This window comes from Pseudomonas sp. G11 (assembly GCF_029457515.1).
GTDB classification, from domain to species: Bacteria; Pseudomonadota; Gammaproteobacteria; order Pseudomonadales; family Pseudomonadaceae; genus Aquipseudomonas; species Aquipseudomonas gorinensis.
The window spans coordinates 461,621-487,361 of record NZ_CP120377.1; the positions used below are offsets into that span (position 1 = coordinate 461,621).

Annotated in this window: 22 protein-coding genes and 1 tRNA gene; 17 read left to right on the plus strand and 6 right to left on the minus strand. The window is 56.4% G+C overall.

Annotated elements, in window-relative coordinates:
- The first annotated feature begins 31 nt into the window (after nt 1–31).
- From P2T68_RS02010 to P2T68_RS02040, 7 genes are all read left to right on the plus strand, one after another.
- Nucleotides 32–1,015, plus strand: a complete 984-nt coding sequence (locus P2T68_RS02010) for an AraC family transcriptional regulator (protein ID WP_277378952.1) — start codon at nt 32–34, stop codon at nt 1,013–1,015.
- A 161-nt stretch (nt 1,016–1,176) separates the two neighbouring features.
- Nucleotides 1,177–2,211, plus strand: a complete 1,035-nt coding sequence (locus P2T68_RS02015) for a DUF1254 domain-containing protein (protein ID WP_277378953.1) — start codon at nt 1,177–1,179, stop codon at nt 2,209–2,211.
- A 72-nt stretch (nt 2,212–2,283) separates the two neighbouring features.
- Nucleotides 2,284–3,126 (plus strand): MipA/OmpV family protein, encoded by an 843-nt coding sequence (locus P2T68_RS02020; RefSeq protein ID WP_277378954.1) that lies wholly within the window; start codon nt 2,284–2,286, stop codon nt 3,124–3,126.
- A 14-nt stretch (nt 3,127–3,140) separates the two neighbouring features.
- Nucleotides 3,141–3,956 (plus strand): phosphatase PAP2 family protein, encoded by an 816-nt coding sequence (locus P2T68_RS02025; RefSeq protein WP_277378955.1) that lies wholly within the window; start codon nt 3,141–3,143, stop codon nt 3,954–3,956.
- A gap of 13 nt (nt 3,957–3,969) precedes the next feature.
- On the plus strand, nt 3,970–4,740 hold the full coding sequence (locus P2T68_RS02030; protein ID WP_277379727.1) for a hypothetical protein: 771 nt from the start codon (nt 3,970–3,972) through the stop codon (nt 4,738–4,740).
- Nucleotides 4,741–5,019: 279 nt separating this feature from the next.
- The gene (locus tag P2T68_RS02035; protein ID WP_102625230.1) at nt 5,020–5,439 is read left to right on the plus strand and encodes a hypothetical protein; all 420 of its coding nucleotides are present in this window, start codon (nt 5,020–5,022) and stop codon (nt 5,437–5,439) included.
- A gap of 278 nt (nt 5,440–5,717) precedes the next feature.
- A complete protein-coding gene (locus P2T68_RS02040; RefSeq protein WP_277378956.1) occupies nt 5,718–6,173 on the plus strand; it encodes a hypothetical protein in 456 nt (151 codons plus the stop codon).
- 492 nt (nt 6,174–6,665) lie between these two features.
- On the opposite strand, the gene P2T68_RS02045 is transcribed toward P2T68_RS02040, so the two are convergent.
- Nucleotides 6,666–9,314, minus strand: a complete 2,649-nt coding sequence (locus P2T68_RS02045) for an AAA family ATPase (protein ID WP_172831334.1) — start codon at nt 9,312–9,314, stop codon at nt 6,666–6,668.
- A gap of 693 nt (nt 9,315–10,007) precedes the next feature.
- On the opposite strand from P2T68_RS02045, the gene P2T68_RS02050 reads away from it, so the two are divergent.
- Nucleotides 10,008–10,352: a hypothetical protein gene (locus tag P2T68_RS02050; RefSeq protein ID WP_277378957.1), complete on the plus strand. Its 345-nt coding sequence runs from the start codon at nt 10,008–10,010 to the stop codon at nt 10,350–10,352.
- 128 nt (nt 10,353–10,480) lie between these two features.
- Here the strand turns inward: P2T68_RS02050 and P2T68_RS02055 are convergent, their stop codons facing one another.
- Nucleotides 10,481–11,449: an IS5 family transposase gene (locus P2T68_RS02055; protein ID WP_277378958.1), complete on the minus strand. Its 969-nt coding sequence runs from the start codon at nt 11,447–11,449 to the stop codon at nt 10,481–10,483.
- Between P2T68_RS02055 and P2T68_RS02060 the strand changes: the two genes are divergently transcribed.
- Nucleotides 11,330–12,115, plus strand: a complete 786-nt coding sequence (locus tag P2T68_RS02060; protein WP_277378959.1) for a hypothetical protein — start codon at nt 11,330–11,332, stop codon at nt 12,113–12,115. The genes P2T68_RS02055 and P2T68_RS02060 overlap by 120 nt on opposite strands.
- Nucleotides 12,115–12,843: a hypothetical protein gene (locus tag P2T68_RS02065; protein ID WP_069074998.1), complete on the plus strand. Its 729-nt coding sequence runs from the start codon at nt 12,115–12,117 to the stop codon at nt 12,841–12,843. Before P2T68_RS02060 ends, P2T68_RS02065 begins: the two co-directional genes overlap by 1 nt.
- 288 nt (nt 12,844–13,131) lie before the next feature.
- Here the strand turns inward: P2T68_RS02065 and P2T68_RS02070 are convergent, their stop codons facing one another.
- Both P2T68_RS02070 and P2T68_RS02075 read right to left on the minus strand, forming a co-directional pair.
- Nucleotides 13,132–13,530, minus strand: a complete 399-nt coding sequence (locus P2T68_RS02070; RefSeq protein ID WP_069074999.1) for a hypothetical protein — start codon at nt 13,528–13,530, stop codon at nt 13,132–13,134.
- 216 nt (nt 13,531–13,746) lie between these two features.
- Nucleotides 13,747–13,823 (minus strand) — tRNA-Arg (locus P2T68_RS02075).
- A 371-nt stretch (nt 13,824–14,194) separates the two neighbouring features.
- Here P2T68_RS02075 and gabD point away from each other — a divergent pair.
- The 3 genes from gabD (at nt 14,195) to P2T68_RS02090 (ending at nt 18,459) form a co-directional block, all read left to right on the plus strand.
- Nucleotides 14,195–15,637, plus strand: coding sequence for an NADP-dependent succinate-semialdehyde dehydrogenase (gene gabD, locus P2T68_RS02080; RefSeq protein WP_069075000.1), 1,443 nt, complete (start codon nt 14,195–14,197; stop codon nt 15,635–15,637).
- A 198-nt stretch (nt 15,638–15,835) separates the two neighbouring features.
- Nucleotides 15,836–17,113 (plus strand): 4-aminobutyrate--2-oxoglutarate transaminase, encoded by a 1,278-nt coding sequence (gabT, locus tag P2T68_RS02085; protein WP_024072736.1) that lies wholly within the window; start codon nt 15,836–15,838, stop codon nt 17,111–17,113.
- A 137-nt stretch (nt 17,114–17,250) separates the two neighbouring features.
- Nucleotides 17,251–18,459 (plus strand): HDOD domain-containing protein, encoded by a 1,209-nt coding sequence (locus P2T68_RS02090; protein WP_277378960.1) that lies wholly within the window; start codon nt 17,251–17,253, stop codon nt 18,457–18,459.
- Nucleotides 18,460–18,737: 278 nt separating this feature from the next.
- Here the strand turns inward: P2T68_RS02090 and P2T68_RS02095 are convergent, their stop codons facing one another.
- Together P2T68_RS02095 and desA are read right to left on the minus strand one after the other, a co-directional pair.
- The gene (locus P2T68_RS02095; protein WP_102624808.1) at nt 18,738–19,739 is read right to left on the minus strand and encodes a sensor domain-containing diguanylate cyclase; all 1,002 of its coding nucleotides are present in this window, start codon (nt 19,737–19,739) and stop codon (nt 18,738–18,740) included.
- A 201-nt stretch (nt 19,740–19,940) separates the two neighbouring features.
- Nucleotides 19,941–21,125, minus strand: coding sequence for a delta-9 fatty acid desaturase DesA (gene desA / locus P2T68_RS02100; protein WP_024072739.1), 1,185 nt, complete (start codon nt 21,123–21,125; stop codon nt 19,941–19,943).
- Between the two features lie 166 nt (nt 21,126–21,291).
- On the opposite strand from desA, the gene dibA reads away from it, so the two are divergent.
- The 4 genes from dibA (at nt 21,292) to cysT (ending at nt 25,740) form a co-directional block, all read left to right on the plus strand.
- Nucleotides 21,292–23,205 (plus strand): phosphodiesterase DibA, encoded by a 1,914-nt coding sequence (gene dibA / locus P2T68_RS02105; protein WP_069075003.1) that lies wholly within the window; start codon nt 21,292–21,294, stop codon nt 23,203–23,205.
- A gap of 302 nt (nt 23,206–23,507) precedes the next feature.
- Nucleotides 23,508–23,690 carry a sulfur starvation response protein OscA gene (gene oscA / locus P2T68_RS02110; RefSeq protein ID WP_003170956.1) on the plus strand — a complete coding sequence of 61 codons (183 nt, stop codon included), beginning with the start codon at nt 23,508–23,510 and terminating at the stop codon, nt 23,688–23,690.
- A gap of 66 nt (nt 23,691–23,756) precedes the next feature.
- Nucleotides 23,757–24,767 (plus strand): sulfate ABC transporter substrate-binding protein, encoded by a 1,011-nt coding sequence (locus P2T68_RS02115; RefSeq protein WP_069075004.1) that lies wholly within the window; start codon nt 23,757–23,759, stop codon nt 24,765–24,767.
- Between the two features lie 154 nt (nt 24,768–24,921).
- On the plus strand, nt 24,922–25,740 hold the full coding sequence (gene cysT, locus P2T68_RS02120; RefSeq protein WP_024072742.1) for a sulfate ABC transporter permease subunit CysT: 819 nt from the start codon (nt 24,922–24,924) through the stop codon (nt 25,738–25,740).
- Nucleotide 25,741 lies beyond the last annotated feature (1 nt).

Genomic DNA, 25,741 nt, shown 5'->3' on the forward strand with positions numbered 1-25,741 from the left:
GCATTGCCTTTAGAACCAGGAACGGACACCCATGACGAATGCTGCGCCCGCCATCAGACTCAGCACACTCAGGCAAGTCGCCCCCTATCTGAGTATGCGAGGGGTGTCGCCACTGGAGTTCTTTCGACGGTTCGGTATTTCTCCGCATGTTTTTCAAAACCCAGAAGCTTGGGTACCGCGAGCGGCCTGCTTTCATATCGCCAATGAAATGGCCGCTATCGCACAGGACCCCTTCGGCGGGGCGATGATTGGGCACCTCACCGATATGCGCTCAACCGGCATGTGGGGCGAATTGATATTGGGCTCGACCAACCTCGCTCAGGCGTGTGCGGCGGCGGCGGTGCATACGGATTTGCTGCATCAGGGAAGCGAAGTAAAGATCGTCACCGAAGGGCGCACGACGAAACTGATCCAACACTTTACCGGGCACCACGGGGCTGACCCGAAGCAGGTCATTTTCGGCACCCTTGCGGTGCTTAGAAAAGTGCCGCTCATGTCCGGCGTGCCAGGCGCTATACGGGTACATTTAAAAAATCCGCGAGAACGAGGCGACGAGGCGCTTGAAGAGCACCTGGGGCCGAACCTCGTAATGAACGCTGCGCACAACATGATCGAATTTGATCGTGAGTTGCTCGAGATCCCCCTGCAGCCTTTCCGAGATGTGGCCTGGAAAACCACCCAAGCCTTGAAGTCGACCGCTGACGCAGCTGACGTGCTCGCCCAGCAGATAGCCGATCAGGAGCTTTCCAAACTTGCCTCTATTTCAAGAAAAATTGGGCTGTCTGCTCGAACGCTACAGCGGCGTCTCGAACATTGCGGCATAGACTTCGACGCTTTACGTGACGAGACACGACGCAGTGAAGCCCTTCAGTTGATTGCCAGCGGCAGATACAGCGCGACCGAAATTGCCTATATGGTCGGCTACAGCGACCCCGCGCACTTTACCCGCGCCTTCAAGCGTTGGACCGGGAGCCCGCCGTCGCACTATCGCGCGCTCTTGAAACAGGATCGTTAACACCCTCTTCTAACATCCATCCCCCAAACATTTGGCCCTTTTCAGGGACGGCCTTCGGCTACGTGCTCGCTTTGTTTTTTGGCGCCAAATGGCAAGTTTGCGCCAAGGCGTTCTTATACAGTCAAAAAATTAACGCCAACTAATAAAACCAAGAGGTTTAAATGTCCCATTCATCCACGGCCTGTGCCCTTGCGATGGCGCTGGTGGTTTTTGGAAGTGCGAATGCTCAGTCATCCCCGGAGGCGGCGATACCGGTAGGTGTAGATAACTTTGTCCGTGCCGAGTCCGACCTCTACTTGGGAAAAATGGTCGCAAGTGGCAGTTTGGGCCGCTTTGTTCATAGCCGCGAAGCGGTGGCCATTGACGCCCAGAATGTGGTCCGGATGAATCGCGACACGCTCTATTCGTCAGCCGTGTTCGATCTCGATTCAGGCCCCGTCACGATCACCTTGCCTGAGGCCGGTGGGCGGTTCATGTCCATGGCGGTGATCAATGAAGATCACTACGTGCCCCTCGTCACTTATGGCGCCGGCCGCCAGACACTGACGAAAGAGGCCATCGGCACACGCTATGTGTTTGTCGCTGTGCGCACGTTCTTCGATCCCTCGGATCGCAAAGACCTTGAAAAGGTCCATGCACTGCAGGACTCCATCGCGGTCAGCCAGGCCAAGGTTGGCGAGTTTGTAGTACCTAAGTGGGACCCGGCGAGCCAGGCCAAGGTGCGTGAGGCGCTGGAGGTCCTGGGTTCGACGATTCCTGACTACAACCAGTCCTTTGGCCCCAAGGGCGCGGTCAATCCCATCCATCACTTGATCGGTACCGCGACGGGCTGGGGTGGGAACCCCGCCAAGGACGCTATCTACCTCGGCGGCGTGATGCCTGAGAACGATGGGAAAACCATTTATCGGCTCAAAGTCGGAGAGGTCCCGGTCAATAGTTTCTGGTCTGTCAGTGTTTATAACGCCGACGGTTACTTCCAGAAGAACCCCTATGACGCCTATTCGTTGAACAACCTCACCGCCAGGAAAAGTGAGGATGGCTCGATTGTCATCCAGTTCGGCGGTTGCGACGGGAAGATTGCTAATTGCCTGCCTACCACACCTGGCTGGAACTACACGGTCAGGCTTTATCAGCCGAAAGAACAAATTCTGAATGGAAAGTGGAGTTTCCCGAAGCCGCAGGCCGTCGAGCTCTAATTAATAATTTTTGACTTTTATAACTGGGCACTCACGCCAATAAGTTTGGTTTTACACCCAAGGAAAGAAGCAATGACAACCATCGGTGGTTCAAACTTTTTCAAATATAAAGCGGCGCTCATGACCAGTGCGACCCTCGCCTTTGCGATGGCGTTGCCTGCACACGCAGACGACTCAAGTGAGCCCTCGGTGACCGTCGGTGGCGGACTCGCCGTCGGCCCCTTGTATGAAGGTTCTTCACACTACGCCGCGTTCCCGTCACTGAAACTCAAAGCGGTTTTGCCTACCGAAAACTGGGGCAAGTTTACTGCCGCGTTCCCCGATGGTCTGCGTTGGGACTTGCCGGGGTTGTCACCTTTTGGAGTGGCCCTGCTGATTGGCTACGACCAGGGCCGCAAGGAAAGAATCCACACCCTGGGCGGTCGTGATGACTACCTCAAAGGCATGGGTAACCTGGACAGCACTGCCCTGGTCGGGGCGGAAGCGTACTGGGTGCTGCCGGCCGGCCGCCTGTTTGTACGTGGGCTGCAAGCCAGCCAGAGCCGCGATTACGGTGGCGAGAGCCTGGGGCGTACCGCGTTCCTGGAAGCCGGTTTCGCCACAGCCTACGCGCTGTCTTCCACCTTGACCCTGGACTCGACCCTGTACGGCACCTGGAGCAATGAGAAAGACATGATGGCGCGCTTCGGCGTCACCGCCCAACAAGCCGCGCGTACCGGCTTCGAGGAATATCACCCCGGTGGCGGGATGCGCGACGTGACCCTGAAGCTGGGCCTCACCTGGCAATGGCAGCCACAGCTGGCGTTGGAAGGCGGCATCAAGACCTACGCCCTGGTCTCCGACGCCCGCAACAGCCCGCTGACGGGTGAGAACGTGGGCGCAGGCGCCTATCTGAATGCCCTTTACCGGTTTTGATAAGGGAACACCCGATGAAAACAGTACATAAGCAGTTGGGGCTGGCGGGCCTGCTCTGGTCGGGGCTGGTGCTTGCCGACGATGCTGCGCCCAAGGTCACGGACCCTCACTTCAAGCTGGCCCCCGGCTATCTGAACTCGGCAGACCTGCCATTGCGCCTGGCGTTGCTGGGCGCCCCACCAAAGCCGGACTCTGCGGCGTTGGCACGGGATGAGGAGGCACGGCGAGCAGCGCTGTCGCTACGCGGTACAGCTCGGGAGAAACTCGCCGCGGCGGATGCGGAGCTGGCATTCCCAGGCCCGGCCAACGCATTCGCCTGTGCGATGGGCACGCCGATCACCGAGAAAAATACACCGCATCTTTATACCTTGATGCAGCGCACCCTGTCGGATGCGGGCGGTTCCACCTATGCCGGGAAGAATGCCTACAACCGCACCCGACCCTTCGTGGCACATAACGAAGGGACCTGTCGCAAAGACATGGAACCGCTGCTGCGCACGGATGGTTCCTGGCCTTCCGGCCACTCCGCCGCCGGTTGGGCCTGGGGGCTGTTGCTGGCCGAGATTCAGCCTGCCCGTGCAACCGAGTTGATGACCCGCGGGTTGTCATTCGGCCAGAGCCGCGTCATCTGCGACGCCCACTGGCAGAGCGACGTCGATGCGGGCCGCATCATGGGCGCTGCGACGGTTGCGAGCTTGCATAGCAATCCGGCGTTCCTGGCGGATCTGGCGGCGGCGAAGGAAGAGGTCAAGGCCGCACAAAAAGCTGGCTTGAAGCCCACACAGGACTGTGCGGCCGAGGGCGTGGCGCTCTCGCTGACTCAGCACTGATCGGGGACACACCATCATGCACAGTGACAACCCCCGCTCGGCTTTGTGGCGCAAGCACGCCCATCTGGCGCTGCTGGCTGGCGCCTTTGTCGCCGCCGGGCCCGCCAGGGCGGCAGACAACGATGACTGGACATTCAACGGCGGCCCTTACGTATGGGGCGCCGGCATTCGTGGGCACGTGGGTCATAGCAGCACGGGCACCCAGTTCATAAAGTCCGACTTCTCCGACATCGCCAAGACGGTCGATATGTCGGTGATGCTGATGGGGGAGGCGCGTCGGGGCCCCTACAGCGTGCTCGCCGACCTGATGTACATCGACACCGACACCCGCAACCGCCTGCCGGGGGGCGCCAAGCTTGAGGTCGAAAGCAAGACAGCCTCCGGGTTCCTGGGGGGCGGCTACACAGTGCTGGGCGATGAAAACCGTCGACTGGATGTCGCCGGCGGCGTACGTGTCTGGTACAGCGGCACCACCCTCACCTTCCACGGCGGACCACTCGGTGGCTTATCCGGCTCTGACAACGCCACATGGGCAGACGCCATGGCAGGCCTGCGTGGGCACTATGCCGTGAACGATCGATTCTGGCTGTCATCCTGGGGGATGGCGGGTGCCGGGCAGTCTCGGGAAGATTGGGACCTGGCAGCGCTGGCCGGCTGGGAGTTTTGGCCCGGGTTTTCAGCAGTGGCCGGTTACCGGGCGATGGGGGTGAATTATCGCCATGATGGCTTCGTCTACGACATCGTCCAGAAGGGGCCTTTGCTGGGCATCAGTGGGCGATTCTGAAGCTTGCACCGTCAAGCTCCCCAACAGCCCAAGCGGCTGTCTTCCCACCTGAAAACAGGACGGATGCCCGCTGTTCGGGGAGGCCCCTCGGCCACCCCGAAAAGCGAATGCCCCGACGAGTCGGGCACTTACTTTGAGCTGCGCCCGAGCGCGTTCCACACAGCCTGGAATGCGGGCCTTTTTGCTGCCTGGAATTGACCCTGGCCGCCAATAGCCGTCGGGCCAAGCCGTAACATCGTTTTGATTTCACTCGAAAGGACTGTCGTGGAGACCCGGCCTATGGTTCAAGAATTCAATCACCATCGTGAATGGGTAGCGGCGCTTGATAAGTACGAGAAACGCCTGATTGAAAACCCCGACCTCCGCTGGGAAGGGCAGCCGCGCGATCAACACACCCGCATGGCACTCGGGCTATACAAACTCAAGTGTTTCGCCGAGCGCATGCGCAAGGACAGCACGGCAATCTGGACCAGACTGGAAGCCATGGACGACCTTCGGCTCCATTTGATCAGCGAGCATCACTGGACCCTACAGGACGTGCGGCGAATACAGGACGAAGAGGATTTTGTGTTCCTTCTTCATGATGAATTGCAGCAGATGAAACTCACCGAGCAAGAGGCCGAACCTGTCCGGCAGTGGACGGATCATCTTGGGTCAAGGGGGGAGTTCCAGCAGCACTACCGGGATTGCGTTTTATAGGGCGGGGGCAGGGGATTCGTGGAGAGAAGATGGGGCGGCGGCGGTAGCGGTAAGTTGTCATGGGCAGCGAGGAGATAATCGACCACTAGGCATCTCCGGCCCTTAGCCCATGCCGTCCCGAGCGCTTCTTTCAAACCTGGGTCAGCCCAGCACTGGTGATCAGCAACTGGAACAAACTAAATGTCGTGTTGGTCTCAAGTGTGCCTCCTGGCAACGAACTGTTCTTACGTGGGGGGCAGTCCGCAACGTTGGGGTATTTTTTCCATAGGAGGTTTCGCGTGCCCTGGAAGTCAAATCTGGTAGTGCTCGCCCTATCTGCCGTTGCCGTTTCGGCGCAGGCCCAATCCGATCTTGAAGTGGTCGAGGCGATGGTTACTCGCTCGGCCAATGTCTGCCCAGGCCACAGCACCGAACGCACCGCGCCCACGGTGAAGGCGGTACCTGTTGGCGCGTTGCGGGTTATGCTTGACCGCGGTTTGGTCATGTGCCCCGACCGGCGCCTCGATAACGACGCGCCGGCTGTGTTCTACGGCAGAGTTGGCGTATTCGAATGGAACCCGGAAGTGCCTGCAAGCTCAGAGGTGATCGCCAAGCAGATCGACGCCATGACCCGCAAGGACGAGTATCCATCGGACACCTTGGTTTGGGATGCCAAGGGCATGCCACTGCAGCAGCGCACTGTACCGGCTTTCGAACCCAAACCAGGGGCTGCTGTGCTGTACCAGATACGGTAAGCCCAGTGTTCGGGGATCGGGGGGGTCATTAACGTTGTGCTGGGCTTTGGCTTGAATCGCCAGGTCCACGCCGAGGGTGGGCGCCATCCGTTCTTTTTCGTGCCCATGCCTGAGGTACGAGAAGGTGGTTAGGCTCAACCTGAAGCTGATGGCAGGTAGATGTGGGCAACTTCGAAGTATCTGTGAGGTTGGCTTAGGTCGGGGCTGCTATTTGGAAGCTTCGGGGAGTTCAAATTGAATGCTCATGACGAGCTGTCCACGCCGTTAGTTTCACTGCTTTGATGTGATTTCCTCCATCGAAAAACGCATCAACCAATCGTCCACGAAAAAGCCCCAGATCTTTCGAACTGGGGCTTTTTCATTTCTATATGGTGCCCGGCGGGCTTCTTACCGGATCACTATCCATTTGAAAATAAAAAGTTTTTCTTTGTGTTTTTAGGTAAGGGATACACCGAGGCAGGGGCCGACCCTGCCTTGGCAACCTGCTGAACCTTATCCGAAGGTGCTAACGGGAGGCTGGGTCTGGGCCTTGAATGCTTTTTCGGCAGCCTTTCTACGGGTAGCAATGTCGCTAGCAAATGTTCTCAACTCGTTAATATGAATTTTTATCTCCGCTGGCGTTGGCCTATTTTCTGATAGAGATCTCGACTTATCGTGACCATACATCCAACTACTCGCAAGAGACATGTTAGTAGTTACTCGGTTAGCATCTGAAGGTTCAATTGTTATTTGGCCTAATCTGGTAGTTTGTACGCTATTTCTTCCGCGGCTAACTATGTCGAAGAAAAGGTCCTGTTCAATCGACGACTCCCAAGCCTCCCTTAGTAGGCAGTAAAGCATTGCGGATTTTTTGTTGTAATTTGAAATGTCCGAATCATAAAGATCTTTGAAGGAATTTAGCTCCTGCTCTAAGTTGTGCGCCCTGCTACTCGTACTCATTCCACGCCAAGGTGCTTCTATATGACAGAATCCAGAATCTTTACCATTTCTTCTAACTGTAAATGAAGAAACGGCAGGGCGTATATTCTTACTTAAAGCCATTTCCGTGCACTTGCCATCGATTTCCATAATAAGTGCCAAGTCGTGTGTGAAAATTATTATTTGTCTAGATAAAGCTTCCAAGCATAGGCGGGACGCAATTTTTTCACGGTACACGTGATCAAGAGAACTAACTGGGTCATCAAAAACAATGGGTGATGAATTTGAAAACGTTTTAATTTCTGCGAGATACGCTGCTAGTGAAACAACTTTTTGCTCACCCTCACTGAGAACTTTTCCTGGTTTTTGTGCACCTATTGAAAAGCTGTGGGAAGTGTCGCTGTCCTTAACGATTGGCGCTATATTAACTTCTAGTTCGATACCAAATGCATCCAGCTCTGCTTTGAAGTTGTTAATAAAATCCGGCGTTACCAGTTCAGAAATAATTAGTTTTGCCTTGCTGGAAAATCGTGTTTTTGTTTGTTTTAGTGAGTTGATACCATTTTCTACATCTTTGTTGTGTTTGAGATTGTCGATGTAGTTAATGATTTTCTCGGACGCGTCTGATAGTAACTTCTTGGTATTTTTCTTCTTTAAGTTTTCTTTGTCTAATTCGTATTTTTCGGGAGATATATTTTCCTTAAGTTCTTTAAGTCTGTTGCTGAGTTTCTCAGTGACGCTGTCTTTTATAGAGTCAGCAGAAATGTTATTTTTGTTATATGGTGCTTTAGGCTGATCCGCTTTGAAAAAATCCTGTCTGGTCTTAAGTGTTCGGAACGCTTCAGCCAACCCAAAGTCTGAACCTATTGCCTCCACCAAATCATTACAAAGAGGTTCATAAGCTTCTGGCTCGGGTAAAGCCAGATTGATGATTTCATTTTTTTTGTTTTTTAAATTGGTGCAAGCTTTGTCGTAAGTTACTTTGCTCTCGTCTTGCATGAATTGCCAGAAGCGATCAAGACGATCTTTTGCATGGTCGTCAAGTGGTTGCATACAAAGGACACACAACGCGTCTTCGCTAGTGTTCGGAAATTCGCTTTCGGTGTAGGCATGAGAGGTAGAAAATTCTTTGGCTGCGGTGAAAAGAATTTTCCAAGGGTCGGAGTGAACTCCCTCTAATGGATCTGCTTTGTCAAAAGTTGTGAGCGAAAAGTCGTAAGCTTTTTTGGCAGTTACTTCAGAAACTTGTAAGTTGTCAATTTCGTCAGGTTTTGTTTCGTTTAATATTTTTTCGGCAGCAGCTAGTTTTTGAATTGCTCGGGGAAGCCGCTCCGTTGAGATTTTTGTTAATTTCGCAATAGTTTTTACTGTGGTGCCATTTTCGTAGTCGGTAACGGTGCTTGTTAAGTTTGTTAGGTCTGTTGAATCTTGCTCACTCCAAGTGAGAGTGAGTTTTACGTCGGCACTGTTGGTTTTTTCCGACATGCGATTTAACCAGGCTTGAACTTCTATGTTTTCTTCCAAGCCGTTTATAATTGGTTTCTTCGCGTCTCGTAGCTTTAACTGCAATGTATTTTTGACGCTTTCTATTGCTTGGGATACATGGTCGAAGATATCAGCGCCTCGGGGCTTGTATGTGACACGGTTGGTGCTATCAAGCAAGGTTTTTCCGCAGTCGGTATCAAATACATTAATGGAGGCTAATTCCGCATGGTTTCTTCCTGGAGTCCAGGTCCATTCCTCTCGACTGCCGTTTTTCAAAAAACTTATGCGGGCGGATTGCTTGGATGTCTTTGGCTTATAAATGTTGCTAAGAAGAGTTGGTTCTACATGTTTTGCAAAGCACGCGCTTTTTAATATCCGGCTGTATCCTGATTTTCCTGAGCCGTTTTCTCCATATATTAGTGTGATTCCAGAGTGTCCAAACGGTAGCTTTGCTTCTGAATGAATGGCATTGATATTTTCTACAATGTCGATGCTACACAGCTTTATAGGTTCTACGGAGGTTTCGGCAATGGTCCCGTCAAGTTGATACACAGGCGGAGAGCATTCCTTATTTTCATTCTCATCATTAAGGCCGAAGGCGCACAGTGCGTTTTTTGATATTTGCTTAAGCTGGTCTGGACTCAACGCTGAGTCTTGTAAAAGGCGACGAACAAGGTCTGCTTCCCATTCTGGCAGGTCTTTTGCCGCCCATTCCACAATCGCTTGATACGAGTTCATACACGTTCCCTGTGGTGGCTTTTTGATATGTTTTACTCGTAAAGCGCCTTGCCGTCTAGACGTCATAAGAACGCTCAAGCTTAGCCAAGAACGCTGACAATAATTAGTCTGAAGTAAAGCGGAGTAGCCGCCATTACTGACTAGATTTGCTTGGTGTATTGAGGTAGAGAACGGCAGGGATTTGCGGGGCTGCAGATCCTCAAAAAAACGGCTCAAGAGCCAGTACGGCCTTGACGTAGCATAGGTGTAGGGGGGGCGGAAAAAGCCATATATTTAGACCGCAGGTGTGGTGGGGGGACAACGGCGCGCGCCTAGTCGCGACCTAGTCAATCAATGCTGACATTCTTCATCAGTGGGACCATTTGTATAATTACTCCTGATGGAGGCCACGTGATCGCATCGCCCTTGACCAACCATTCACTTCGCGTTGACAGCTGCCGCCTTTCAGGGGGGGCACTGAGCGGTCTTAGGTGTACACGTGGCTCTTACTTTCAAACAGTCCCACGACTACCTTCGGTCCAAAAGGAATTGCGAATCAATTGGCCGTTTCAATGTTTAACAGCTGGTGATGTATGAATTTCTTGAAAAGAGGTGAGTCGGGAAACAAAAAGCACCCTGAATGACTTAACAACTTCTAGCCCACGCGATTCTCAGGTAAGGTTCAGGAGATTGATTTCGGAGCCTGAAGATGTCATGGATCTAAAAATAGCCTGGTGGAACTGTCATCTCTCAGCACCTGCCACGAAAGCAAAGCCCGGGAAGGTAACCATTGAGTTTGTAGCAGTGATTTTGGCTATGCTCGATTCAGGAGTTGACTTGTTATGCCTTTGCGAGGTGAACGAAGAGAATTGCGTTGACCTAGAACGCCATATCATTGCTGCAGCACTACGTGACCCGACGTATCTGGACTTTACAGTTAAACCGCTATATAAAAAAGATGGTAATGCGATTGATGACTATGGCGTAGTTTACAGAACTAGTAAGCTCAATCTGGCTGGCGCGGTCGTGGAGTTAAATGCTAAGGAAGGTCTGAAGTAAGCAGCCGTTTTTAACGGCCTCGCTGTCTGAGGTTCAAAAAACACCGACTTAATCGAAAATCAGACCTTTCCTCCTGTCAGTTCACTGTTTTTTGCGGAATAGCACCTTTTCAGGGCTCATTGTCCACATCACAGGCGCACCTCGCCTGCATTCAACAGTCGTTTTCGCATCATCCACAGGTTCGATAAGGCAAACAGTGTGGTCTGCTGCGCGGTGTTTTTCACCAAGCCTCGGAAGCGGACTTTCGTATAACCAAACTGGCGCTTGATCACCCTGAATGGATGCTCAACCTTGGCCCGGACTTGAGCTTTCGCGTATTCGATTTTGCGGCGCATGCGACCGATCAGGCTCTTTTTTGCATGCTTCTTATAGCTGCTGGGGCGCGCTGCGATCGACCAGATCATCTGGCGATGTTGATGCTCCGCACGCTTCTCCACGCCGGTGTAACCGGCATCGCCAGAGACGTAAGTTTCCTCGCCATGCAGCAACTGATCGACCTGAGTCACGTCCGCCACATTCGCCGCCGTGCCCACCACGCTATGTACCAGACCGGATTCAACATCGACACCGATGTGCGATTTCATCCCGAAATAGTACTGATTTCCTTTCTTTGTCTGGTGCATTTCGGGGTCGCGTTTACCGTCCTTGTTCTTGGTCGAACTGGGCGCATGAATGATCGTCGCATCGACCACAGTTCCCTGACGCAGCAGCAAACCTCGGTCGCCCAAATAGCCGTTGATGACCTGCAAAATCCCACCGGCCAGCTCATGTTTTTCCAACAGCCGGCGGAAGTTGAGGATCGTGGTTTCATCCGGAATCCGATCCAAATGCAGCCCGGCAAACTGGCGCAGAATCGTGGTTTCGTAGAGGGACTCTTCCATCGCCGGATCGCTGTAGCCGAACCAGTTTTGCATCAGATGAACCCGCAGCATGGCCATCAACGGATACGCCGGACGACCGCCTTCACCCTTCGGATAATGCGGCTCGATCAACGCAATCAGGCCTTTCCAGGGCACGACCTGATCCATCTCAATCAGGAAACGCTCACGGCGGGTCTGCTTACGTTTGCCTGCGTACTCGGCATCAGCGAAAGACATTTGCTTCATCGGGGCTCAACCGTTCAGTTCGTGGGACAGCCGTATCTCACCAGATTTGGAAGTCTTTTTCAGAGTTTCCCTAAGGCAGTTACAACTGAAAAACGACTGAAAGTCGGACAGAAGCTGCTTTTCAAATTAGGTGGGACCACGGATGTTTGGGTAATACTCTGCCACTGGCAAAGTTTGCAGACCTATTCCGAGGGTGAGTATGTTAGGGTCGAGATAGCCTTGCAGCTTAGAGGCTATGTGGAGGATATTTATGAGCAAGATCCTAATGCTCTCATTATTATCTGCGGTGACTTCAACGACGAACCGTTCAGCATGCCGATCCAGATGACATTAAAAGCGAGTCGAGATATTAGTTACGTCAAGGCGCGTAGTACTGCACTATTTAATCCTACTTGGCGATTAATAGGTATGAATGACCTTGTCACTGGAAGGCATTTGCCTGCTGGTACTTGTTCAAGCTCCGATGCAAGACATATGACCAATTGGCGGACATTCGATCAGATTATTCTTTCTTCTGGGTTTCTTAGAGATGAATGGAGTTTTGTAGGGAGCGGCGTCGAAATCATGAGTAATATAATGGTCGGCGGAAATCCATTGTCATGGAAGGAGTTATCTGATCACTATCCCATTACCTGTAATTTAAAGAGGGCGGTTTAATGGACTTTTTAAAGCTGGTTCAAGAGGGTGTTGAAAAATCCAATCAGTCACTTGCTGCGATTAGAGAGGTGGATGGCGTTTTTGACAGAGTTAATACTGATCTACGTAAATTTCCAGCAGGCGAACTAAAGGTTTTTCGCTCAGTGTCGACTCTTTCCCAAGCGGCTTCGTTGGTGAATAATCTGGCAGGGATTGACTCTATCAATCTGAAGCAAGATTTGGTTGTGCTTTCTCTGACCACCGATATTGGTACATTTTCTCAGGAGGTTGCGGGCTGGAAGCAGCGCGCCACGGGCTACCCATGTATTCTAAAGTTTGAAGGGCAAGAGCTTAGCTTAAGCAATGAAACACAACTTATCAGTGGGTTCGGTGAGCTACTAGCGTCTGTAGGCTTCGGTAATGCCGTCAATAAACTGCTTAAGTTATCTGCTGAGGCTCATCAGAAACAAAATCAAGCGTCTGGCACCATTGTTTCGGCTGGTTCAGAAAAGAAAGTGATTGCGCCCATTAAACAGAGCCCTGTTAAGCTCGCCGCAGTTAAGTCTACTGCCAAACCAAATATGCAATCCAATGTTAAGTATGCAGCGAAACCCCTTGCTGCTACTGCGGCTGCCGCAAAACCTACTGCAAAGCCCACTTCTAAATTACCGGTACAATCCGGAGAAAAGAAGCGGACTCGCAAAGGTTCAGATAAACCTCGCGATGCGAAACCTGAGGCGCCAGCATAAAACATTTAGTTATTGTGCTGTCTGTTCTCTAGCATAGCTCGTTGCGCCGTTTGGCCAGTCGAGTCCATGTTATTAGCGATATGCCGTCGAGACGCGTCTTGGAACTTTCCCGGTCCCGTGTCCAGTGTCTATTTTGAGGAATTTATGCATTCTCGTAGCTATAAAAAGCCGCCCAGAGGCGGCTTGTAGACTACGAGAATGATAGTGCTCAGGGCGTTTGAGTTTGAGCATTTTGCCTAGTCATGGCATTCAATTCTGAAGGTCGACGTGTCCGGTAGATCTTGTTCTTCAACTCGCGCTCGCCAGCCGTGAAGTCATCTCGCGGAACAATAGCAAGCGAATGCCACACGGCATCGTCTTCGGTAGACAATGTAGCGCTTGCTTGGTCAATAAAGCCAAATAGGGCCTCGCCGAGTCGACGAGCCTGCTGTCTGCTGCCTTCGCATTATCATGAAACAACGCCTCTCGATAGAACGCATCCTTCTCAATGTCCCGCTGAATCACCACCTTCTTGCGCTGCAACGCCTTAAGAAAAATCTTAGCCTCGGGAATTTCGAAAAGAGATGTGGTGGCGTTTATGGCCGAAATCGGGTCAGATTTATTTACACCACCGAACTCCTTATTTTCACCATTTGGGCGAACGAGCAGATCACGTGGGGCGAGTAACGAGAATGTCGTTAGGCTCAACCTAGAGCTGATGGCAGGTAGATGATCTGTGAGGTTGGCTCAGCTAGGGCAGCTATCCGGAAACTTCGGACAGTTCAAACCCAATGCTCAAGACGAGCTGTCCACACCGTCAATCTCACCGCTTCAATGTGATTCCCCCCATCAAAAAAACCATCAACCAATCACCCACAAAAAAGCCCCAGATCTTTCGACCTAGGGCTTCTTCATCTCTATATATGGTGCACCCGGCGGGATTCGAACCCACGACCCCTGCCTTCGGAGGGCAGTACTCTATCCAGCTGAGCTACGGATGCTTGTGCGGGCGACATCATACCCATGTCGACCTTGGGCGTCCATGCTGGTCTTTGGCCGTTCAAACGTAGGATTTTGCCGCGCAGAGGCCCTGCGCCGTGCGGTAGGGATCAACCTGGTGGCGCACGGGCCGATCACGCTGATCAGAAAAATCCGGTAAATACGCGGTTTTCGTTCTTTTTTTCGAACAGACTATTGCCCTGCACCCCCATTGATCCTAGGATTCGTTTGAGATTTCAAACGCTCTGTCTCCCGTGCGCTCTTTCACTTCCCGCGCGTGCTGGGGCTGATTTCCCTGACGGCAGCCCACAAGGCGCCTTTCAACAACTCTAATTCGCTCCGCGTGCGCGCGGTGCTGTTAAGGAAAGCCGACATGCAGCTCAAAGATACCCAGTTGTTCCGCCAGCAAGCCTTTATCGATGGCGCTTGGGTGGATGCGGACAATGGTCAAACCATCAAGGTCAACAACCCGGCCACGGGTGAGATTATCGGCACCGTGCCGAAGATGGGCGCCGCTGAAACCCGCCGCGCCATCGAAGCCGCCGACAAGGCCTTGCCGGCCTGGCGTGCGCTGACCGCCAAGGAGCGCGCCAATAAGCTGCGCCGTTGGTTCGAACTGCTGATCGAAAACCAGGACGACCTCGGTCGCCTGATGACCCTCGAGCAAGGCAAGCCGTTGACCGAAGCCAAGGGCGAGATCGTCTACGCTGCTTCCTTTATCGAGTGGTTCGCCGAAGAAGCCAAGCGCATCTACGGTGACGTGATCCCTGGCCACCAGCCCGACAAGCGTCTGATCGTGATCAAGCAGCCGATCGGCGTGACTGCCGCGATCACGCCGTGGAACTTCCCGGCCGCGATGATCACCCGTAAAGCCGGCCCGGCCCTGGCCGCTGGTTGCACCATGGTGATCAAGCCTGCCTCGCAAACCCCGTTCTCGGCCCTGGCCCTGGTTGAGCTGGCGCACCGTGCCGGTATCCCTAAAGGCGTGCTGAGCGTGGTCACCGGCAGCGCCGGCGACATCGGCGGCGAGCTGACCAGTAACCCGATCGTGCGTAAATTGTCCTTCACCGGCTCGACCGAAATCGGTCGCCAGCTGATGGCCGAATGCGCCAAGGACATCAAGAAAGTTTCCCTGGAGCTGGGTGGCAACGCGCCGTTCATCGTGTTCGACGACGCCGACCTGGATAAGGCCGTCGAAGGCGCGATCATCTCCAAGTACCGCAATAACGGCCAGACCTGCGTCTGTGCCAACCGCCTGTACATCCAGGATTCGGTGTACGACGCGTTCGCTGAAAAGCTCAAGGTGGCCGTGGCCAAGCTCAAGATCGGTAACGGTCTGGAAGAAGGCACCACCACGGGCCCGCTGATCGACGGAAAAGCCGTGGCCAAGGTTCAGGAGCACATTGCCGATGCCCTGAGCAAAGGCGCCAAGCTGTTGGCCGGTGGCAAGGTGATGGAAGGCAACTTCTTCGAACCGACCATCCTGGTCGACGTGCCGAAGAACGCCGCCGTGGCCAAGGAAGAAACCTTTGGCCCGCTGGCGCCGCTGTTCCGTTTCAAGGACGAAGCCGAAGTGATCGCGATGTCCAACGACACCGAGTTCGGCCTGGCGTCCTACTTCTATGCGCGTGACCTGGGCCGTGTGTTCCGTGTGGCTGAAGCCCTGGAATACGGCATGGTTGGCGTCAACACCGGGTTGATCTCCAACGAAGTGGCGCCGTTCGGCGGCATCAAGGCTTCGGGCCTGGGCCGTGAAGGCTCCAAGTACGGGATCGAGGACTACCTGGAAATCAAATACCTCTGCCTGGGCATCTAAGTTCTGTAAGGGATAAGCCCGGCAAGGGATTGCAGTAAACGCAAAGGGCACGAGAGCGCTGACCCTTTGCGTGTTTCACATCGTTATTCGTAGTGGCCGGGAAAGCTGTGGCAGTCGATCATCGCATGCTGCCGTAGTTGCCTCCCCGCCACGTATTCCTTGGACCACGCCACCCGATGAGTGGCGAATGAGGACTTTATGAGCAAGACCAACGCTTCCCTGATGAAACGCCGCGAAGCCGCTGTACCGCGCGGTGTTGGCCAGATTCACCCGATCTTCGCCGAATCCGCGAAGAACGCCACCGTGACCGACGTTGAAGGTCGCGAGTTCATCGATTTCGCTGGTGGTATCGCCGTGCTGAACACCGGCCACGTGCACCCGAAAATCATCGCGGCCGTGACCGAGCAGCTGAACAAGCTGACCCACACTTGCTTCCAGGTATTGGCCTACGAGCCCTACGTAGAGCTGTGCGAAAAAATCAACGCCAAGGTCCCAGGTGATTTCGCCAAGAAAACCCTGCTGGTCACTACCGGTTCCGAAGCGGTAGAAAACGCGGTGAAAATCGCCCGCGCCGCCACTGGCCGTGCCGGTGTCATCGCGTTCACTGGCGCTTACCACGGTCGCACCATGATGACCCTGGGCCTTACCGGTAAAGTCGTGCCTTACTCGGCCGGCATGGGCCTGATGCCAGGTGGCATCTTCCGCGCGCTGTACCCGAACGAGCTGCACGGCGTGAGCGTCGACGACTCCATCGCCAGCATCGAGCGCATCTTCAAGAACGATGCCGAGCCGCGTGACATCGCTGCGATCATCATCGAGCCAGTGCAGGGCGAAGGCGGTTTCTACGTCGCGCCTAAAGCCTTCATGAAGCGCCTGCGTGAACTGTGCGACAAGCACGGCATCCTGCTGATCGCTGACGAAGTGCAAACCGGTGCCGGCCGTACCGGTACGTTCTTCGCCATGGAACAGATGGGCGTCACTGCCGACCTGACCACCTTCGCCAAATCCATCGCTGGCGGTTTCCCGCTGGCCGGTGTGTGCGGCAAGGCCGAGTACATGGACGCCATCGCCCCAGGTGGCCTGGGTGGCACCTACGCGGGTAGCCCGATCGCCTGCGCGGCGGCCCTGGCCGTGCTGGAAGTGTTCGAAGAAGAGCATCTGCTGGATCGCTGCAAAGCCCTTGGCGAACGTCTGGTCACCGGCCTCAAGGCCATCCAGGCCAAGTACCCGGTGATCGGCGACGTGCGTGCCCTGGGCGCCATGATCGCGATCGAGCTGTTCGAAGGTGGCGACACCCACAAGCCCAACGCCGCTGCCGTCTCCGCCGTGGTGGCCAAGGCGCGTGAGAAGGGCTTGATCCTGCTGTCCTGCGGCCCTTACGGCAACGTGTTGCGCATCCTGGTGCCGCTGACCGCGCCGGACGAGCAACTGGACAAAGGCTTGGCGATCATCGAAGAGTGCTTCTCCGAGCTGTAATCGGACGCTGGCCTGTTCGTAAAGAAACCCGCTTCGGCGGGTTTTTTGTTGCCCGAGGCAGCACATTCAGGCGTTGTTCATTGTACGCAGGCGGCGGCATTGACTAAGGTTGCAGACATTGCCGATGGAGCGTGCAGATGACTGCTGTTGTTTTACCCGCTGTACCCCGTGTGCTGATTGCCGAGGCGGACCCTTGGTCGCGGGATCTGCTCAAGCAAGTCTTGCTGAATGTGCGCTGTGACGCGCGGCTGGATGTGTGTGCCGATGGGCAGCACGCGGCCACGTTGCTGCGCGAAAAACACTACGACCTGATCCTGGCGGATTGGGAACTGCCGGGCATCGATGGCCTGAGCCTGCTGCGCGACGTACGCCAGCAGCGCCGCTCGCCCGTGCTGCCCTTCATTCTGCTGAGCAGTCGCAATGACAGCGCCAGCGTACGCGAAGCCTTGCCCCTGGCGCCCACGGCCTATCTCACCAAGCCCCTGAACTTGGAAGGCCTGACCCAGCGCCTGCAAGACCTGCTGCTCAACGAAGGCGAAAGCGTGTATTGCGAAGTGCCGGCGCTGACGCCGGGCATGACCTTGCCGGCGTTCCTCGAACGCCGCCGTGATGCCTGCGATGGTGCGCCGTTGCGGGTCGATGTGAGGGCGGCCGTGCAGCACAGCCTTGGGCCTGAGGGCCTGGACCTCAAGCAGCTGGAAGACCAGGTGCGCATGGACCCGCAGATTACCGCCGTACTGATCGCCGCCGCCAACAGTGCCGGCCATCACGGCACGCCCGTGCAAACCCTGGCGGCAGCCCTGCACAAACTGGCGGCCGGGCAAAGCATGAACCTGATCCTCGGCCTGGCGCTCAAGCACAATGTGGTATTGGGCGACCCAGCCCTGGTGGCCTACGCCGAGCGCTACTGGCAGGTGTCCCAGGACACCGCCGACTACGCCCGGCGCCTGGCGCGCATGTTGGAACTGGACCACGAACGCTGTTACAGCGCCGGCATCCTGCATCGGCTGGGCGACCTGGCCTTGCTGCGCTGCCTGGAAGACTGGCGCCAGGGCGGCGGAGCCCTGGATGACGAAGCCATCGGCGAGTCCCTGTACACGTTTGGTGCCGCTTATGGCTCGGCACTGCGCGCACGTTGGCGCTTGCCGTTGGAGCTGCGCCAACTGATCGCCGCGATCTATTCCCTGGAGGGTGGGGTGTATGCCCGGGATGCGCTGGTGGTGCACCTGGCCGCGCAAATGGCGCGGTTGACCGAGCGAGAAGGATTGGAAGAGTTGGCCAGGAGTAAAACGGCACGCTTGCTGAAAGTGGGGTTGTCGGAGCTGATGCGGTTGCGCAAGGCCTAGAGAACGATGACATTCAAGTGTGGGAGGTGCAGTGCTGTCGCGCAGCAAACTGAACCCCCTGTGGCGAGCGGGCTTGCCCCGCGTTGGGCTGCGCAGCAGCCCCAATAAGGCCACCGCATTTCTTCTGGTAGAACCGGGAGACTGGTTTTAGGGCCGCTACGCGCCCCAACGCGGGGCAAGCCCGCTCGCCACAACGGCCCGCTTGCCACAACAGCTCGCGCGCCACAAAAATACGCTCGTTTAAGGAAAGGTTTTAATCCTTCATTTGATCTGATCTTCTAACCCGCAACCACGCGATTCTTGCCCTGCCGCTTGGCTTCGTACATCGCCGCATCGGCGCGGGCGAACAGGCTGTCCAGGGTTGAATCTTCGTCGGTGAGGCTGGCCAGGCCCTGGCTGACGGTCACGGTGAACGCCTGGCCTTCGTAGCTGAAATTCAGGGCCTGGATCTCTTTGCCCAGGCGTTCGGCCACTTGCAACGCCATCTCCGGTGCGCATCCAGGCAGTACGGCGGCAAACTCTTCACCGCCAATGCGCCCGAACAGGTCGCCACGGCGCAATACGCCTCGACCGCTCTCGGCGATGCGGCGCAGCACCTGGTCGCCCTCCAGGTGACCGTAGGTGTCGTTGACGTCCTTGAAATCATCGATGTCCAGCAACAGGAACGCCAGCGGCGCGCCTTGGGCGCGGGCGCTGTCGAAGGCCTGCTTGGCACATTCGAAAAAGTGCCGGCGGTTGCTGCTCTGGGTCAGCACGTCGGTGGTGGCCAGCCGGTGCAGTTCCATCTCCAGTTGCTTCTTTTCGGTAATGTCTTCGGCTATGCCCACCACGATCACCGGTTCGCCCGGTCCGACCTGCTGGTTGATGTAGCATTTGTCGCTCAACCAGCGAATTTGCCCGTCGGCGGTGATGATGCGGTACTCGCGGTCTTCCACGGCGCCGTGGTCCAGCACGCGGGCCAGGCTGTATTCGGCGTAGTCGAGGTCTTCGGGGTGAATGCTGTTGCGCCATTCCCGATAGTCGGCGAGCAGCAGGCCGGCCGGGCGTCCAAATATCCGCTCATAGGCCGGGCTGACGTACAGCACGCGGCGCGTCTGCCAATCGACGGCCCACAGCACGGCGTTTACGCTGACCAGCAGTGAACTCAGTAATTGCTCGCGCTCACTGAGCCGTTCGACTTCGCCCTGGGCATGCATGAGCGCCAGCAAGGTCGCCGCCGCTGCGGGTCGGGGCGGCTCTGTGGTGGGCGGATCGGACAGGTAGGGTTTTTCGTGGACCATCGGCACAACTCTCTCTGGGCGCGCCGCAGGATTCAGCAGCGGTCACAACAAGGGGCCACCATGATGGCGAAGTGTTGTTTGAGAGGGACGAATTGCAGCGAAGTTCCGTCATCAGGGGCGATTAGGACGGATTAGCGCGTGTCTGGAGAATGACGTCAAAAAAGTGATTGCGGGGGAGGGCAGGCCCCTCCCCCTGCATCATCAGACCGCCGCAGGGCGCAGCGAATAGGTTTTCAGCTGGTGGGCAAAATCGCGCAGGGACTGAATACCACTGGCCTCTGCCTCATGCACCCATTCCTTGATTGCCGCCAGCATGTCGTGGCCATTGGAGCTGGTCTTGAGCCAGATCTGCTGCAGTGCCAGGCGTTTTTCGTAGATCACGGTCAGCGCGTGGCTGTGTTCCAGCATGCTCTGGATACGCAGGTGATGGCGGTCATCCAGCAAGCTGGTTTCCCGCGACAGCAGGCGCTTGGCGCGGTGGAACTGGTGGCGCACCGAGTGATCGACCTTTTCCAGCTCCTGCTTGACCAGTGGGCCGATCACCAGCTTGCGGTACTGGGCCATGATCTGGAAGCGGTTGTTGAGGATCGCCATGGCGGTGTCCATGTCCAGGTGGCCCTTGCCTTCCACGCGGTGGGCAATCGGTGCCACGCGCTGTACCTTGGCCAGGCGCAGGAAGCTGAATACCTTGATCCACGCCCAACCCAGGTCGAACTCCCACTTTTTCACCGACAATTTGGCGGAGTTGGGGTAGGTGTGGTGGTTGTTGTGCAGCTCTTCGCCACCGACGATGATGCCCCATGGCACCAGGTTGGTCGCCGCATCGCGGCATTCGAAGTTACGGTAGCCGATGGCATGGCCGAGGCCGTTGATCACGCCGGCGGCCCAGAACGGAATCCACATCATCTGGATCGCCCAGATGGTGATGCCGATGGTGCCGAACAGCAGCAGGTCGATCACGCCCATGATCGCCACGCCCAGCAACGGGTACGGCGTGTAGAGCTTGCGTTCAAGCCAGTCGTCCGGGCAGTTCTTGCCGTAGATGCGCAGGGTCTCGGGGTTTTCCGCCTCGGCCCGGTACAGCTCGGCACCTTTGCGCAGTACGGTGGACAGGCCTTTGATCACCGGGCTGTGGGGGTCGTCGACGGTTTCGCATTTGGCGTGGTGCTTGCGGTGGATAGCGGTCCACTCGCGGGTGTTCTGCGCCGTGGTCAGCCACAGCCAGAAGCGGAAGAAGTGTTTCAGGCCGGCATTGAGCTCCAGGGAGCGATGGGCTGAATAGCGGTGCAGATAGACGGTGACCGCAACGATGGTCACGTGGGTCATCAACAGAGTGACTGCCACCAGTTGCCAGGCCGACAAGTCAAGAAAACCGTTGTACCACATAGGCTGTATGGCCCTCAGATAAAGAAAAAAACAGCTCACGCATTATCACTAAGCCTACAGAGAAAACCAGCCACCCTTTCAGATAGGAGTGACTGGATGTTTCTTATTCTATAATCCGCAGCCTTTGTAGGGCGAATCTGGCTTTTTAGTAAGGACTACTAACCATATGCTGTTTTCATACCGAGGCGCCCGCCGTGCCGGGTTGGTATATCTGCTGGTTTCGATGCTGTGGGTTGGGCTCACTCAACGGGTATTGATCGAGTTTCTCGATAATCCCAGTGAGTTGAACCAATGGCTGCAGGTGCGCGGCTATGTGTGGGTGGCGCTCAGTGCCCTGGCGATCTACCTGATTTGCGCGCGCTTTGCCCGGGCCAATCTGCTTGCCCAGCCCCTGAAAGAAAACCGCGAGCGCCTGCGCCAGGCGGCGGCTGTATTCGATTGCACCCGTGAAGGCGTACTCGTCACCGACGCCCGTGGGCTGATCGTGCATGTGAACCGCGCCTTTATGGCGATCACCGGCTATCGGCGCGAAGACGTCATGGGCCAGCAACCGAGCCTGTTCAAGTCCGGGCGCCATTCGTCGAGTTTTTATCAACAGATGTTCCAGACCCTGGAGCGAACCGGCGAATGGAGTGGCGAAATCTGGAACCGGCGCAAAAGCGGCGAAATTTATCCACAGTGGCAAACCATCCGTGTGATCCATGATGATCACGGCCAGCTCAGCCATTACGTCGCGGTGTTTTCCGATATCACCGCGATCAAGGATTCCGAGCACGAACTGGCCCACCTCGCCCACCACGACCCCCTGACCGGCCTGCCCAACCGCCTGTTGTTCACCGACCGCGCCGAGCAGGCACTGGCCTCGGCGCAGGTCCACAAGCGCGGCTGCGCCTTGCTGTTGCTTGACCTGGACCACTTCAAGATCATCAACGACAGCCTTGGCCATAACGTCGGCGACCAACTGCTCAAGCAGGTCAGTGAACGCCTTGCGGGTCTGTTTGGCCCGGGTGTCACCCTGGCACGCCTGGGCGGGGATGAGTTCGCCGTATTGGTGGAAAGTTGTCCACAGGTGGTGCAGGCCGCCGCGCTGGCGCAACGCATACTCGATGCTTTGCGGGAGCCGTTCATCTTCGACGGCCATCAGTTGTTTATCAGTGCAAGCATCGGTATCAGCCTGTTCCCCAGTGATGCCCTGAGCGCCGAACAGTTACTGCGCAACGCCGATTCCGCGCTGTTCAAGGCCAAGAGCGTGGGCCGCGAAGGTTACGCCCTGTACACCGAAGAGCTGACCGCCCACGCGCAGAACCGGGTGGAAATCGCCAGCGAACTGCGCCGCGCGCTCGAACAGCAAGAGCTGCGCGTCTACTACCAGCCGGTGCATGATCTGCACAACAGCCGCCTGATCGGTGTCGAAGCGCTGGTGCGCTGGCAACACCCGGAGCGCGGCCTGGTGCCGCCGGTCGAGTTCATCCCCATCGCCGAACGGACCGGGCTGATCGCCGATATCGACGCCTGGGTCATGGACCAGGCCTGTCGCCAAATGTGCCAGTGGCTGGCCGATGGCGTGCAACTGAGCTTTATCGCCATCAATGTCTCCAGCCGCCTGTTCGCCCGACGCGAGCTGTATGAGCAAGTGGCGCAGGTGCTGCACACCACTGGCCTGGACCCCGCCTTTCTGGAGCTGGAAGTCACCGAGAGCGCAGTGATGGAAGACCCTGAAGTGGCCCTGGAACAACTGCACCGCCTGCGCGAACTGGGCTTGCGCCTGGCCATCGACGACTTTGGCACTGGCTATTCCTCGTTGTTGCGCCTCAAGCGCCTGCCGGTGCAGAAGCTCAAGATCGACCAGGGGTTTGTTGCCGGGTTGCCGTGGGACGAAGATGACGCCGCGATTGTGCGGGTGGTCATCGCCCTGGCCAAAAGCATGGGCATGCAGGTGCATGCCGAGGGCATTGAACAGGTGGAGCAGGCCCGGTTCTTGTTGGAGCAAGGCTGCGATATGGGGCAGGGGTATTGGTTTGGGCGGCCAATGCCGGCGCAGGACATTGATTGGCAGCGCGCCCCGCCAATCCAGACCTGAAATGCAGTCAAAAATGTGGGAGGGGGCTTGCCCCCGATGGCGGTGTGACAGTCAGCTTATCTGTACCTGACCCACCTATATCGGGGGCAAGCCCCCTCCCACATTCGGAACTTCACAAGGCGTTATTTCGGCGCTCGGGCGCAAAACCCTCGCGCAACCCCGCGTCCTGTCAGAAAATTCTTTCTGGTTATATAAACATTCTTAAATAGTATTTTTAAGAATATCCGCGCTTATCTACTATCGCCCTCACGCCGCAAGCAGTGCCGCCACTGCGAGGCACTATTCATTTCAGGAGCGAGACCATGAGCGCATCTCTACGTAGCGTCGACGGCCAGGACGAAGCAGCCATTTTGCGTGAGATCCAGAGCGCCCTGCGCGATCTGCGGTTTGGCGCGGTGGAAATCACGGTGCACAACGCCCAAGTGGTACAGATCGAACGCAAGGAAAAATTCCGTCTGCAGAACCCGGGGAACAAACCGAGCTAGGCAAGAACGGCGATAGACCCGCAACTATAAGAAAAAGCCAACACCCCCAGAATTTCAGGAGCTTCTATGTCGTCGATTCGCCGTTATGCCCTGGCCGCATTGGCCAGTGCCGTGTTTGCCGGTTCCGCCGTTGCCAAGGACTACGAGTTGCTCAACGTCTCGTATGACCCTACCCGTGAGCTGTACCAGGACTACAACGCTGAGTTCACCGCCTTCTGGAAACAGTCCCACCCCGGCGACAACGTCAAGATCCAGCAATCCCACGGTGGTTCGGGCAAGCAAGGCCGGGCCGTGATCGACGGCCTGCGCGCCGACGTGGTGACCCTGGCCCTGGCCGGTGACATCGACGAAATCGCCAAGCTGGGCAAGACCCTGCCGGAGAACTGGCAGACCCGCCTGCCGGACGCCAGCACCCCATACACCTCGACCATCGTGTTCCTGGTGCGCAAGGGCAACCCCAAAGGCATCAAGGACTGGGGCGACCTGATCAAGAAAGATGTGTCGGTGATCACTCCGAACCCGAAAACCTCCGGCGGTGCGCGCTGGAACTTCCTCGCCGCCTGGGCCTATGGCCTCAAGGCCGGTGGCAGCGAAGCCAAGGCCCAGGAGTACGTGAAAGAGCTGTTCAAGCACGTACCGGTTCTGGACACGGGTGCCCGTGGTTCGACCATCACCTTCGTCAACAACGGTCAGGGTGACGTGTTGCTGGCCTGGGAAAACGAGGCGTTCCTGGCGCTGAAAGAAGACGGCGGCGCCGACAAGTTCGATATCGTCGTGCCTTCCCTGTCGATCCTCGCCGAGCCGCCAGTGGCCGTGGTCGACAAGAACGCCGAGAAAAAGGGCAACACCGAAATCGCCACTGAATATCTGAAGCACCTGTACAGCCCAGCTGGCCAGGAGATTGCAGCCAAGAATTTCTACCGCCCACGCGATGCAAAAGTGGCTGCCAAATACGCCCAGCAGTTCCCGAAACTGGACCTGGTGACTATCGACAAAGACTTCGGCGGCTGGAAAACTGCCCAACCGAAATTCTTTAACGACGGTGGCGTGTTCGACCAGATCTACACGGCGCAGTAAGCCAAAGTACCTGTAGGAGCGAGGGGGACGCCTAGTTCTTGCTCGCGAAGATCGTCAATGATGACGCGGGCATTCTGAATGAACGCGGTGCCCTTGAGTTCTTCGCGAGCAAGCTCGCTCCTACAGTGGTTTCTACCTTTAACCAAGGACTCTTATGTCGCGTCGTATTTCCCCCGTCATACCCGGCTTCGGGCTGACGCTGGGCTACACCGTGGTGTACCTCAGCCTGATCGTACTCATCCCCCTCGCGGCGATGTTTGTACATGCCGCTCAACTCACCTGGGATCAGTTCTGGAACATCATCTCCGCACCCCGTGTGCTGGCGGCGTTGAAACTGAGCTTCAGCACCGCGTTGTACGCCGCGCTGATCAACGGTGTGATCGGCACGCTGCTGGCCTGGGTGCTGGTGCGCTACACCTTCCCCGGCCGCAAGATCATCGACGCGATGATCGACCTGCCGTTCGCCCTGCCCACCGCCGTGGCCGGTATCGCGCTGACCGCGCTGTACACGCCGACCGGCCTGGTCGGTCAGTTCGCCGCCGACCTGGGTTTCAAGATCGCCTACAGCCCGTTGGGCATCACCCTGGCGCTGACCTTCGTCACGCTGCCTTTCGTGGTGCGCACGGTGCAGCCGGTGCTCGCCGATATCCCCCGTGAAGTCGAAGAGGCCGCCGCCTGCCTGGGCGCCAAGCCGTTGCAGGTGTTCCGCTACATCCTCGTGCCCGCGTTGCTGCCCGCCTGGCTGACCGGCTTCGCCCTGGCGTTTGCCCGGGGTGTCGGTGAGTATGGTTCGGTGATTTTCATCGCCGGCAACATGCCGATGAAGACCGAGATCCTGCCGCTGCTGATCATGGTCAAGCTCGACCAATACGACTACCGCGGCGCCACGTCCATCGGCGTGCTGATGCTGGTGGTTTCCTTTGTCCTGTTGCTGCTGATCAACTTGTTGCAGCGGCGCATCGAACGTCCATAAG